This window comes from Pseudomonas sp. LBUM1646, assembly GCF_059716165.1.
This window is the reverse complement of sequence record NZ_CP166810.1, coordinates 4,432,362-4,444,286: the sequence shown is the minus strand read 5'-3', so window position 1 is coordinate 4,444,286 and position 11,925 is coordinate 4,432,362. Positions and strand designations below refer to the sequence as shown.

At 59.4% G+C, this 11,925-nt stretch carries 10 protein-coding genes; 8 read left to right on the top strand and 2 right to left on the bottom strand.

The window, feature by feature from the left end; genetic code table 11:
- The first annotated feature begins 206 nt into the window (after positions 1-206).
- Positions 207-1,907: a glutamine--tRNA ligase/YqeY domain fusion protein gene (locus ACA071_RS20350; RefSeq protein ID WP_497640801.1), complete on the top strand. Its 1,701-nt coding sequence runs from the start codon at positions 207-209 to the stop codon at positions 1,905-1,907.
- 18 nt (positions 1,908-1,925) lie between these two features.
- On the top strand, positions 1,926-3,308 hold the full coding sequence (cysS, locus tag ACA071_RS20345; protein ID WP_497640800.1) for a cysteine--tRNA ligase: 1,383 nt from the start codon (positions 1,926-1,928) through the stop codon (positions 3,306-3,308).
- Positions 3,309-3,482: 174 nt separating this feature from the next.
- On the opposite strand, the gene ACA071_RS20340 is transcribed toward cysS, so the two are convergent.
- Both ACA071_RS20340 and ACA071_RS20335 read right to left on the bottom strand, forming a co-directional pair.
- The gene (locus tag ACA071_RS20340; RefSeq protein ID WP_497645361.1) at positions 3,483-3,539 is read right to left on the bottom strand and encodes a helix-turn-helix domain-containing protein; all 57 of its coding nucleotides are present in this window, start codon (positions 3,537-3,539) and stop codon (positions 3,483-3,485) included.
- A 150-nt stretch (positions 3,540-3,689) separates the two neighbouring features.
- Complete coding sequence (locus ACA071_RS20335; RefSeq protein WP_497640799.1) at positions 3,690-5,516, bottom strand: sigma-54-dependent Fis family transcriptional regulator; 1,827 nt, start codon at positions 5,514-5,516, stop codon at positions 3,690-3,692.
- Between the two features lie 468 nt (positions 5,517-5,984).
- Here ACA071_RS20335 and ACA071_RS20330 point away from each other — a divergent pair, with 468 nt between their 5' ends.
- Genes ACA071_RS20330 through ACA071_RS20305 form a run of 6 tightly spaced genes read left to right on the top strand, consistent with a single transcriptional unit; the run spans position 5,985 to position 11,921 of the window.
- The gene (locus ACA071_RS20330; protein WP_123508906.1) at positions 5,985-7,079 is read left to right on the top strand and encodes an ABC transporter ATP-binding protein; all 1,095 of its coding nucleotides are present in this window, start codon (positions 5,985-5,987) and stop codon (positions 7,077-7,079) included.
- A complete protein-coding gene (locus tag ACA071_RS20325; protein WP_497640798.1) occupies positions 7,079-8,176 on the top strand; it encodes an ABC transporter ATP-binding protein in 1,098 nt (365 codons plus the stop codon). Before ACA071_RS20330 ends, ACA071_RS20325 begins: the two co-directional genes overlap by 1 nt.
- Positions 8,173-9,039, top strand: a complete 867-nt coding sequence (locus ACA071_RS20320; protein WP_475269218.1) for a carbohydrate ABC transporter permease — start codon at positions 8,173-8,175, stop codon at positions 9,037-9,039. Before ACA071_RS20325 ends, ACA071_RS20320 begins: the two co-directional genes overlap by 4 nt.
- Positions 9,040-9,047: 8 nt before the next feature.
- Positions 9,048-9,848 (top strand): carbohydrate ABC transporter permease, encoded by an 801-nt coding sequence (locus ACA071_RS20315; RefSeq protein WP_497640797.1) that lies wholly within the window; start codon positions 9,048-9,050, stop codon positions 9,846-9,848.
- 10 nt (positions 9,849-9,858) lie between these two features.
- Complete coding sequence (locus tag ACA071_RS20310) at positions 9,859-10,131, top strand: DUF2160 domain-containing protein (RefSeq protein ID WP_054053694.1); 273 nt, start codon at positions 9,859-9,861, stop codon at positions 10,129-10,131.
- Positions 10,132-10,178: 47 nt separating this feature from the next.
- Positions 10,179-11,921 (top strand): ABC transporter substrate-binding protein, encoded by a 1,743-nt coding sequence (locus ACA071_RS20305; protein ID WP_497640796.1) that lies wholly within the window; start codon positions 10,179-10,181, stop codon positions 11,919-11,921.
- Positions 11,922-11,925: the final 4 nt, after the last annotated feature.

Sequence of the window (11,925 nt, the reverse complement as noted above, 5' to 3'; positions counted from 1 at the left end):
CCCGCAACCGGTCTGGTCTGTCTCAACCAAGGTGCGCAGTTTAGCGCGACGTGCGCCAATTTCGAGGCTGTTTTTCATTTGCAGGCGATTAAATGCTGCCGTTTGCAGGCCTGCTCTGTCAGCGGCTTGACAGCATCGGCTATGATAGCGGCTTTGTTTTGTCAGGCCTTTAGTTCCGGCCGCGCACTCGTACGTTCAAGGATCCTATGAGCAAGCCCACTGTCGACCCTACCTCGAATTCCAAGACTGGCCCTGCCGTGCCGGTCAATTTCCTGCGCCCGATCATCCAGGCGGACCTGGACTCGGGTAAGCACACGCAGATCGTCACCCGTTTCCCGCCTGAGCCCAACGGCTACCTGCACATCGGTCACGCCAAGTCTATTTGCGTGAACTTCGGCCTGGCCCAGGAATTTGGCGGCGTCACGCACCTGCGTTTCGACGACACCAACCCGGCCAAGGAAGACCAGGAATACATCGACGCGATCGAAAGCGACATCAAATGGCTGGGCTTCGAATGGTCCGGTGAAGTGCGCTACGCCTCGCAGTATTTCGACCAGTTGCACGACTGGGCCGTCGAGCTGATCAAGGCCGGCAAGGCCTACGTCGATGACCTGAGCCCGGAGCAAGCCAAGGAATACCGTGGCAACCTGACCGAGCCGGGCAAGAACAGCCCCTTCCGTGACCGCTCCGTGGAAGAAAACCTCGACTGGTTCGCCCGCATGAAGGCCGGCGAGTTCCAGGACGGCGCACGCGTGTTGCGCGCCAAGATCGACATGGCTTCGCCGAACATGAACCTGCGCGACCCGATCATGTATCGCATCCGTCACGCGCACCACCACCAGACCGGCGACAAGTGGTGCATCTACCCGAACTACGACTTCACCCACGGTCAGTCGGACGCCATCGAAGGCATCACCCACTCGATCTGCACCCTGGAGTTCGAAAGCCATCGTCCGCTGTACGACTGGTTCCTGGACGCTCTGCCAGTACCGGCGCACCCGCGCCAGTACGAGTTCAGCCGCCTGAACCTGAACTACACCATCACCAGCAAGCGCAAGCTCAAGCAACTGGTCGATGAAAAGCACGTGTTCGGCTGGGACGATCCGCGCATGTCCACGCTGTCGGGCTTCCGCCGCCGTGGCTATACGCCTGCGTCGATCCGCAATTTCTGCGACATGGTCGGCACCAACCGTTCTGACGGCGTCGTCGATTTCGGCATGCTCGAGTTCAGCATCCGTCAGGATCTGGACCAGAACGCTCCGCGCGCCATGTGCGTGCTGCGTCCGTTGAAGGTGGTGATCACCAACTACCCGGAAGACCAGGTCGAGAACCTCGAACTGCCGCGGCATCCGCAGAAAGAAGAACTGGGCGTGCGCAAGCTGCCGTTCGCCCGTGAAATCTACATCGACCACGATGACTTCATGGAAGAGCCGCCAAAAGGCTACAAGCGCCTGGAGCCGAACGGCGAAGTGCGTCTGCGCGGCAGCTACGTGATCCGCGCCGACGAAGCGATCAAGGACGCCGATGGCAACATCGTAGAACTGCGTTGCTCCTACGATCCGGAAACACTGGGCAAGAACCCTGAAGGCCGCAAGGTCAAAGGTGTGGTGCACTGGGTGCCGGCGGCTGCCAGCGTCGAGTGCGAAGTGCGTCTGTACGATCGTCTGTTCCGTTCGGCCAACCCTGAGAAGGCCGAAGACAGCGCCAGTTTCCTGGACAACATCAACCCTGACTCGCTGCAAGTTCTCACCGGTTGTCGTGCTGAACCCTCGCTGGGCAACGCACAGCCGGAAGACCGTTTCCAGTTCGAGCGCGAAGGTTACTTCTGCGCGGATATCAAGGACTCGAAACCGGGCGCTCCGGTATTCAACCGTACCGTGACCTTGCGTGATTCGTGGGGCCAGTGATTCAAGGAAACAACTAAAGTGCTAACGATCTACAACACGCTCACCAAGAGCAAAGAAGTGTTCAAGCCGCTGGATGGCAACAATGTGCGCATGTACGTCTGCGGGATGACCGTGTACGACTACTGCCACATTGGCCACGGCCGCAGCATGGTCGCGTTTGACCTGGTGACCCGCTGGTTGCGGTTCAGCGGTTATAACCTGACGTATGTGCGCAACATCACCGACATTGAAGACAAGATCATCAATCGGGCCAAGGAGAACGGCGAGCCGTTCGACGTGCTGACTGAGCGCATGATCACCGCGATGCACGAGGACGAGGCGCGCCTCAATATCCTCAAGCCGGACATGGAACCGCGGGCCACCGATCATATCGCGGGCATGCAGAACATGATCCAGACCCTGATCGACAAGGGTTACGCCTATGCCCCGGGCAATGGCGACGTGTACTACCGCGTCGCCAAGTTCATGGGCTACGGCAAGCTGTCGCGCAAGAAAATCGAAGACCTGCGCATCGGCGCGCGGATCGAAGTCGACGAGTCGAAACAGGACCCGCTGGACTTCGTGCTGTGGAAGGGCGCCAAGCCGGGCGAGCCGAGCTGGCCGTCGCCGTGGGGTGACGGTCGTCCGGGCTGGCACATCGAGTGCTCGGTGATGTCGACCTGCTGCCTGGGCGAGACCTTCGACATTCATGGCGGCGGCAGTGACCTTGAGTTCCCGCACCATGAAAACGAAATCGCCCAGAGCGAAGCGGCCACCGGCAAGACCTACGCCAACGCGTGGATGCATTGCGGCATGATTCGCATCAATGGCGAGAAGATGTCCAAGTCCTTGAACAACTTCTTCACCATTCGCGATGTGCTGGAAAAGTACCACCCGGAAGTCGTGCGTTATCTGCTGGTGTCGAGCCACTACCGCAGCGCGATCAACTACTCGGAAGACAACCTCAAGGACGCCAAGGGCGCACTCGAGCGTTTCTACCACGCGTTGAAAGGCCTGCCGAGCGTGGCGCCGGCCGGTGGCGAAGCCTTTGTCGAGCGCTTCACCCAGGTGATGAACGACGACTTCGGCACGCCGGAAGCCTGCGCGGTGCTGTTTGAAATGGTTCGCGAGATCAACCGTCTGCGCGAGAGCGATCTCAATGCGGCGGCCGGTTTGGCGGCTCGCTTGAAGGAATTGGCCAGTGTGCTGGGTGTGTTGCAGCTTGAGGCCGATGACTTCTTGCAGGCCGGCGCTGAAGGCCGGGTTGATGCGGCTGAAGTGGATGCGCTGATTGCTGCGCGTCTGGCGGCGCGGGCAGGTAAAGACTGGGCCGAATCCGACCGTATCCGCGACCAGCTCACCGCCATGGGCGTGGTGCTGGAAGACGGCAAGGGCGGCACGACCTGGCGTTTGGCTGACTGATAGCTGCGCTTGCTACAAAACAAAACCCGCCTTGTGCGGGTTTTTGTTTATGCACAGGGTGTGATGATCGTTCCCACGCTCTGCGTGGGAATGCCTCAACGGACGCTCTGCGTTCGGCTTTGGAAGGGACGCGGAGCGACCCGGGCTGCATTCCCACGCGGAGCGTGGGAACGATCATTGCCGCAGACGTTTGTACAAAGTGTTTCGGCTAACGCCTAACCTACGCGCCAAATGCGAAATGTTTCCCCCTGCGGCCTGCAACAGCCGATGATGATCGTTCCCACGCTCTGCGTGGGAATGCCTCAACGGACGCTCTGCATTCGGCTTTGGAAGGGATGCGGAGCGTCCCGGGCTGCATTCCCACGCGGAGCGTGGGAACGATCACTGCCGCAGACGTTTGTACAAAGTGTTTCGGCTAACGCCTAACCTACGCGCCAAATGCGAAATATTCCCCCCCGCCGCCTGCAACAACCGATTCAAATCTTCGGCATCATTCAAATCCACCGCCAGCGGCTCCGCTGGTTCCACCGGCTCCATTTCCAGATCGACAAAAAAATCATCCGGCAAATGCTCCGGCCGTACCGGTTGCTCCTCGGCCATGGCCAACGCCACCTGCATCACACTGCTGACCTGCCTCAGATTCCCCGGCCACGGATGACGGCTGAACAACTCCATCACCTCCCGGCTTAACCCGGCCCATTGCGAGGGCTCCCGGTGTTGCTCCCACAAGCGTTTGAACAACGCCTGCTTGTCGCTGCGTTCCCTTAATGGCGGCAGCTCTAGCGTTAGCCCACCGATCCGGTAATACAGATCTTCCCTGAACCGTCCGAGCTGCACCTGTTCGCGCAACGAACGGTTGGTCGCCGAAATAATGCGGATATCCACCGGAAACAACTCACTGCTGCCCACCGGTTGCACGCAACGCTCCTGCAAAACCCTGAGTAACCGTGCCTGAGTCGGCAGTGGCATGTCGCCGATTTCATCAAGGAAGAGGGTGCCTTTGTCGGCCTTGCGGATCAGGCCGATGCTGCCTTTCTGGTTGGCGCCGGTGAACGCGCCTTTTTCGTAGCCAAACAGCTCGGACTCCACCAGTTCGGCGGGGATCGCTGCACAGTTGACGGCGATAAACGGTTGTTTGCTGCGGGAGCTGGCCTGGTGCAAGGCTTTGACGAAGACTTCCTTGCCGACTCCGGTTTCGCCGTGGATCAGCAGCGGAATGTCTTTCTCCAATAAACGCTCGGCCTGGCGCACGGCTTTTTCCACGCGGCTGTCGCCGAAGTGCAAGGTGTTCAGGCTAATCGTGGCGGGCGTTGTGACGGTGGGTTCAGCGAACACTCGCGCCTGAATCGGCACCTGTTTCGGTCGCTTCAACAAACACTGGAACCGATTGCGCCCGGAGGCTTGCAGGGCAAACGGCAGGCCATCGGGCTGGTTCAACAACTCCAGCAGCGAAACCTTGAACAAACTCTCGACGCTGACCCGCGACAGGCTGATACCCAGCAGGTTGTCAGCGCGGCGATTGGCGGACAGCACTTGCCCGGTTTCATCGAAAATCAGCAACCCGGCCCACTGGCTGTCGAGGTTGTTCAACCCAGTGTTGAACGTCAGTTGAAAATGCTGGCCATGGAACAGGTTGAGGATCAGCCGGTTTTCCACGGTCTGGCTCATCATCTTGACCATGCCCAAGGTGTGGGATGGCGGCAGATAGCTGTCGCTGGACACGTCCAGTACCGCGATCACTTTGCGCTCGGCATCGAAAATCGGCGCGGCGGAGCCGGTCATGAAGCGGTTAGCCTTGAGGAAGTGTTCATCGTGCTCTATATGCACCGCCTGCTCGCAGGCCAGGGCGGTGCCGATGGCATTGGTGCCACTGCAGCGCTCCATCCAGCTGGCGCCGGCGCTGAAGCCGCGGGTCAGGCTCGGCTCGATAAAGCGCTGGGTGCCCCAGGACGTCAACACTTGGCCCTGACTGTCGGCCAGCATGATCAGGCAGTTGGAATTGCTCAGGATGTTCTCGTAATACGGCAGGACTTCCTGATGGGTGGTTTGCACCAGGGAATGCTGGCTCTCCAGCAATTGCGCGATGCCGTCGGCCGGTAGCTGGTCGAAGGTCGGGACGCTGTGATGGTTGAGACCGAACGCGCGGCAACGGGACCAGGAGTCCTGAATGATGGCGTCATGGGAGAGCGGCGAGGCGGGTACGGCCATGGCAGTCGATCTCTGAGCAAGCTTTTATTGTTTTTGTTATGGGTAAACGCATTGTTCGTTTTTACTGGTTTCTACGGCCTGATGCGATCCCGTAGCAGCTGGCGAAGCCTGCGTTCGGCGACGCAGTCGTCGTAATCCTGTACTTGCGGTCATCCTGACGCACCGTGACGCCTGATTTTACGACGACTGCGTCGCCGGACGCAGCCTTCGGCAGCTGCTACAAGTGCGTGTGAAATTCGGGATTTCCGGCAGTAAAAGCATCCGTAGAGTGTTGTTCACTATTGTTCATTGTCAACCGTCGAACTGTTCAATTGTTCAGCCGCGATTGTTCATTTCTGTTCAGCAACGAACGCGGTTTTCCCCTCTTTTGCAGGATTTTCAAGCTGGATCAAAGGCTTGTGATTTCTGGCACGAATGTCGCTCTATCGCTTCGGTCGCTTGACTCCAAATAATAAAAAAGGCCGAGCCATGTCATTAACCCTGGAGCACGTCAGCCGTACCGTCGAGGGCCAGACCTGGATCGACGATGCGTGCCTTGTTTTCGAACCCGGATCCTTCAACGTTTTGCTCGGCCGCACGCTGTCCGGCAAAACCAGCCTCATGCGCCTGATGGCCGGCCTGGACAAGCCCGACAGCGGGCGCATCCTGATGAACGGCGTCGACGTCACCCAGCGCCCGGTGCGGCTGCGCAACGTATCGATGGTCTATCAACAGTTCATTAACTACCCGACCATGACGGTGTTCGAGAACATCGCCTCTCCGTTGCGCCAGGGCGGTGTTTCCAACGAACTGATCCAGAGCAAAGTGCTGGAAACGGCGAAGATGCTGCGCATCGAGAAGTTTCTCCAGCGCCATCCGCTCGAACTGTCCGGTGGCCAGCAGCAACGCACGGCCATGGCCCGGGCGCTGGTCAAGGATGCGGAACTGATCCTGTTCGATGAGCCGCTGGTCAACCTCGACTACAAACTGCGCGAAGAACTGCGCCAGGAAATGCGCGAGCTGTTCAAGGCCCGGCACACCATCGCCATCTACGCCACCACCGAACCCAACGAAGCCCTGGCCCTGGGCGGCACCACGACCATTCTTCACGAAGGCCGGGTGATCCAGAGCGGCAAGTCCTCCGAGGTGTATCACCAGCCGCAAACGGTGCTGGCGGCGGAGCTGTTCTCCGAGCCGCCGATTAACCTGATGCCGGGGCGGATTGCCGGCAACGAAGTGAGTTTCGCCAATTTCGTCCACTTCCCGTTGAACGTCGATCTGCGGCCGGTGGGCGAGGGCGAGTTCCGCTTTGGTGTGCGGCCCAGCCATATCTCGCTGGTGCCAAGCAACGACGACGACCTGGAACTGGCGGTAACCGTCGAAGTGGCCGAGATCAGCGGTTCGGAAACCTTCCTGCATGTGCGCAACGAGCATTTCCTGCTGGTGCTGCACCTGCCGGGTGTCCATGAATACGACGTCGATGCGCCGATTCGCATCTATATCCCGACCCATAAACTGTTTGTGTTCGATATGCAGGGGCGGCTGGTCCAGGCGCCCGGTCGCCGTATCGCGAGGGTTGCCTGATGGCCGAAATTCGATTGCAGAACCTCGCCCACAGCTACACCCGCACCCCGAGTGGCCCTGAGGATTACGCGATTCGCGAGATGGACCACGTCTGGGAGCAGGGTGGTGCCTATGCCTTGCTCGGGCCGTCGGGCTGCGGCAAGTCGACCTTGCTCAACATCATTTCCGGGTTGCTCAGCCCGTCTCAGGGCCAGGTGTTGTTCGACAGCAAAGTCGTTAATGACCTGACCCCGGAAAAGCGCAACATTGCCCAGGTTTTCCAGTTTCCAGTGGTCTACGACACCATGACGGTGTTCGACAACCTGGCCTTCCCCCTGCGAAACCAGGGCATGAACGAGGCGAAAATTCACAGCAAGGTGCAGGAAATCGCCGAGGTGCTCGACCTCCAGGCACTGCTGAGCAAAAAAGCCCGCAACCTCACCGCCGACGAAAAACAGAAGGTTTCCATGGGCCGTGGGCTGGTGCGCGATGACGTGTCAGCGATCCTGTTCGATGAACCATTGACCGTGATCGACCCGCACCTGAAGTGGAAACTGCGGCGCAAGCTCAAGCAGATCCACGAGCAGTTCAACATCACCATGGTCTACGTCACCCACGATCAGCTCGAAGCCTCGACCTTCGCCGACAAGATCGCGGTGATGTACGGCGGGCAGATCGTGCAGTTCGGCACGCCACGGGAATTGTTCGAGCGGCCGAGCCATACCTTTGTCGGTTATTTCATCGGCAGCCCGGGGATGAACCTGATTGAGGTGCAGCCGCAGCCCGGTGGGGTCGGTTTCGCTTCGACGCACTTGCCTTTGTCTGACGCGATGCAGCAACAAATCGCCGAGAAACAGTGGAAAACCCTGAAGGTCGGCATCCGCCCGGAGTTCGTCCATGTGTGGGACGAGCCATTTGATGACGCGATGCAGGCACAGGTCGTACACATCGAAGATCTCGGCACCTACAAGATCATGACCCTCAACCTCGATGGCGCACCGCTGAAAGTACGCCTGGCCGAAGACAAGCCGGTGCCCGAAGGCACGGCGTACATCAGCTTCCCGGCGCAGTGGTTGATGGTCTATGCCGACGATTACCTCCTGGAGATGCAGCCATGAACAAGGTGCAGAACAACAAGGCCTGGTGGTTGGTACTGCCGGTGTTCCTGCTGGTGGCGTTCAGTGCGGTGATCCCGATGATGACCGTGGTCAACTACTCGGTGCAGGATATCTTCGACCAATCCAGCCGCTACTTCGTCGGCGCCGACTGGTACAAACAGGTGCTGCTCGATCCTCGGTTGCACGATTCGCTGCTGCGCCAGTTCATCTACTCCGGCTGCGTGTTGCTGATCGAAATCCCGCTGGGCATCGCCATCGCCCTGACCATGCCGACCAAGGGCCGCTGGTCGTCGCTGGTGCTGATCATTCTGGCGATTCCGCTGCTGATCCCGTGGAACGTGGTCGGGACCATTTGGCAGATTTTCGGCCGCGCGGACATTGGTCTGCTCGGCGCCAGCCTCAAGGCCATGGGCCTGAACTACAACTATGCGGCCAACACTTTGGACGCCTGGGTCACGGTGCTGGTGATGGACGTCTGGCACTGGACCTCGTTAGTGGCGCTGTTGTGCTTTTCCGGTCTGCGGGCGATTCCGGATGTGTACTACCAGGCCGCGCGGATTGATCGGGCATCGGCCTGGGCGGTTTTCCGACACATCCAGTTGCCCAAGCTCAAGAGCGTGCTGTTGATCGCGGTGATGTTGCGCTTCATGGACAGTTTCATGATCTACACCGAGCCGTTCGTGCTGACCGGCGGTGGTCCGGGGAATGCCACGACCTTCCTCAGTCAGACATTGACTCAGATGGCCGTAGGGCAATTCGACCTCGGCCCGGCGGCGGCTTTCTCGCTGGTGTACTTCCTGATCATCCTGTTGGTGTCCTGGCTGTTCTATACGGCCATGACTCACTCTGACGCCAACCGCTGAGGTCTGCCATGAGTAAAAGAAAGCTCATCCCGCTGCTGATCTACATCCTGTTCCTGCTGGTGCCGATCTACTGGCTGCTGAACATGTCCTTCAAGAGCAACACCGAAATCCTCGGCGGTTTGACGCTGTTTCCCCAGAATTTCACCTTCGCCAACTACAAGGTGATTTTCACCGACCCGAGTTGGTACAACGGTTACCTGAACTCGCTGTACTACGTGAGCCTGAACACGGTGATCTCCCTGAGCGTGGCGCTGCCAGCGGCGTATGCGTTCTCGCGTTATCGCTTCCTCGGCGACAAGCACCTGTTCTTCTGGCTGCTGACCAACCGCATGGCACCGCCGGCGGTATTCCTGCTGCCGTTCTTCCAGTTGTATTCCTCGATTGGCTTGTTCGATACCCACATTGCCGTGGCCCTGGCGCACTGCCTGTTTAACGTGCCGTTGGCGGTGTGGATTCTGGAAGGTTTCATGTCTGGGGTGCCGAAGGAAATCGACGAAACGGCCTACATCGATGGCTACAGTTTTCCGAAGTTCTTCGTGAAGATCTTCGTCCCGCTGATTGGCTCCGGCATCGGTGTAACGGCGTTCTTCTGCTTCATGTTTTCCTGGGTTGAATTGCTGCTGGCGCGGACCCTGACGTCGGTCAACGCCAAGCCCATTGCTGCGGTGATGACCCGCACGGTCTCGGCGTCCGGCATCGACTGGGGCGTGCTGGCGGCGGCGGGGGTGTTGACCATCCTGCCGGGCATGTTGGTGATCTGGTTTGTTCGCAACCACGTGGCCAAGGGCTTTGCCCTGGGCCGGGTCTGAGGAGCTGATGATGGAATGGATGAGTTGGACCACCCCGACCGCAGCATTCTTTATCGCCATTGGCCTGATTCTGGTGGGCATGACGACCTGGGAATTGCGTTCGCCGAGCATCCTTCGGCGTGGTTTGTTGCCGATTGCCACTACCCGTGGCGATCGTTTGTTTATCGGTCTTCTCGGCAGCGCCTACCTGCATCTGCTGGTAATCGGCGTCACCGACTGGAGCATCTGGGTCGCGTCCGCGTTGTCCCTGGTGTGGCTGTTGGCTGTGATGCGTTGGGGCTAGTCGAATCGCTCGGCAAAGTTGCTCCGAAACTTAAACAGGAGGTCTCTATGTTCGACAAAAACAATAAGCTGCGACATAGCATTTCATTGGCAGCCATGCTGGCACTCAGCGGTTTGAGCGCGACGGCCTGGGCCGATGCCTACGAAGACGCGGCAAAAAAGTGGATTGGCAGCGAATTCAAACCGTCCACCCTGACGGCCGATCAGCAGCTCGCGGAATTGAAATGGTTCATCAAAGCGGCCGAGCCGTTTCGCGGGATGAACATCAAGGTCGTCTCGGAAACCCTGACCACTCACGAATATGAGTCCAAGGTGCTGGCCAAGGCCTTTACCGAGATCACCGGGATCAAGCTGACCCACGACCTGCTGCAAGAAGGCGACGTGGTGGAAAAGCTGCAGACCGTGATGCAATCGGACAAGAGCATCTATGACGGCTGGGTCAACGACTCGGACCTGATCGGTACACACTTTCGCTATGGCAAGACCGAGTCGATCACCGACCTGATGGCCAACGAAGGCAAGGACTACACCTCGCCGACCCTGGACATCAAGGACTTCATCGGCATTTCCTTCACCACCGCGCCGGACGGCAAGATCTATCAACTGCCCGACCAGCAATTCGCCAACCTCTACTGGTTCCGCGCCGACTGGTTTGAACGGCCGGAGCTGAAAGCCAAGTTCAAGGAAAAGTACGGTTACGAATTGGGCGTGCCGGTGAACTGGTCGGCCTATGAAGACATCGCCAAGTTCTTCAGCGAAGACGTCAAGGAAATCGACGGCAAGCGCATCTACGGGCACATGGACTACGGCAAGAAAGACCCGTCCCTGGGCTGGCGCTTCACCGATGCCTGGTTCTCCATGGCCGGTGGCGGCGACAAGGGCATTCCCAACGGCTTGCCGGTGGACGAGTGGGGTATCCGCGTTGAAGACTGCCACCCAGTCGGTTCCAGCGTGACCCGCGGCGGCGACACCAACGGCCCGGCGGCGGTCTTCGCGACGCAGAAATACGTCGACTGGCTCAAGGCCTACGCCCCCCCGGAAGCGGCGGGCATGACCTTCTCCGAATCCGGCCCGGTGCCGTCCCAAGGCAACATCGCCCAACAGATCTTCTGGTACACCGCGTTTACTGCCGACATGACCAAGCCTGGCCTGCCGGTGATGAACACCGACGGCACGCCGAAGTGGCGTATGGCGCCGTCGCCGCGCGGCCCGTACTGGGAAGAGGGCATGAAGCTGGGGTATCAGGACGTGGGTTCCTGGACCTTCCTCAAATCCACGCCTGAGAAACAGAAACTCGCGGCCTGGCTGTACGCGCAGTTCGTGACCTCGAAAACCGTCTCCCTGAAGAAAACCATTGTCGGCCTGACCCCCATCCGCGAGTCGGACATCAACTCGCAAGCCATGACCGACCTGGCGCCGAAGCTCGGTGGCCTCGTCGAGTTCTACCGCAGCCCGGCCCGCGTGCAATGGACCCCGACCGGGACCAACGTGCCGGACTATCCACGACTGGCACAACTGTGGTGGAGCCACATCGCCGAAGCCGCCAGCGGCGAGAAAACCCCACAACAGGCGCTCGATGGCCTGGCCAAGGACCAGGACGCGATCATGGCGCGGCTCGAACGCTCCAAGGTACAACCGGTGTGTGGTCCGAAGATGAATCCGGAACGAGACGCGCAGTACTGGTTTGATCAGCCGGGTGCGCCGAAGCCGAAACTGGCGAACGAGAAGCCTAAGGGCGAAACCGTGAGCTACACCGAGCTGCTGAAATCGTGGGCGGATGCGCGGAAGTAAGAGG

Excerpts from the sequence above, each read along its gene's own strand:
- ACA071_RS20310 (WP_054053694.1), top strand. The coding sequence starts at position 9,859 with ATGGAATGGATGAGTTGGACCACCCCGACCGCAGCATTCTTTATCGCC.
- ACA071_RS20350 (WP_497640801.1), top strand. The coding sequence starts at position 207 with ATGAGCAAGCCCACTGTCGACCCTACCTCGAATTCCAAGACTGGCCCT.
- ACA071_RS20335 (WP_497640799.1), bottom strand. The coding sequence starts at position 5,516 with ATGGCCGTACCCGCCTCGCCGCTCTCCCATGACGCCATCATTCAGGAC.
- ACA071_RS20315 (WP_497640797.1), top strand. The coding sequence starts at position 9,048 with ATGAGTAAAAGAAAGCTCATCCCGCTGCTGATCTACATCCTGTTCCTG.
- ACA071_RS20330 (WP_123508906.1), top strand. The coding sequence starts at position 5,985 with ATGTCATTAACCCTGGAGCACGTCAGCCGTACCGTCGAGGGCCAGACC.
- ACA071_RS20325 (WP_497640798.1), top strand. The coding sequence starts at position 7,079 with ATGGCCGAAATTCGATTGCAGAACCTCGCCCACAGCTACACCCGCACC.
- ACA071_RS20320 (WP_475269218.1), top strand. The coding sequence starts at position 8,173 with ATGAACAAGGTGCAGAACAACAAGGCCTGGTGGTTGGTACTGCCGGTG.
- ACA071_RS20305 (WP_497640796.1), top strand. The coding sequence starts at position 10,179 with ATGTTCGACAAAAACAATAAGCTGCGACATAGCATTTCATTGGCAGCC.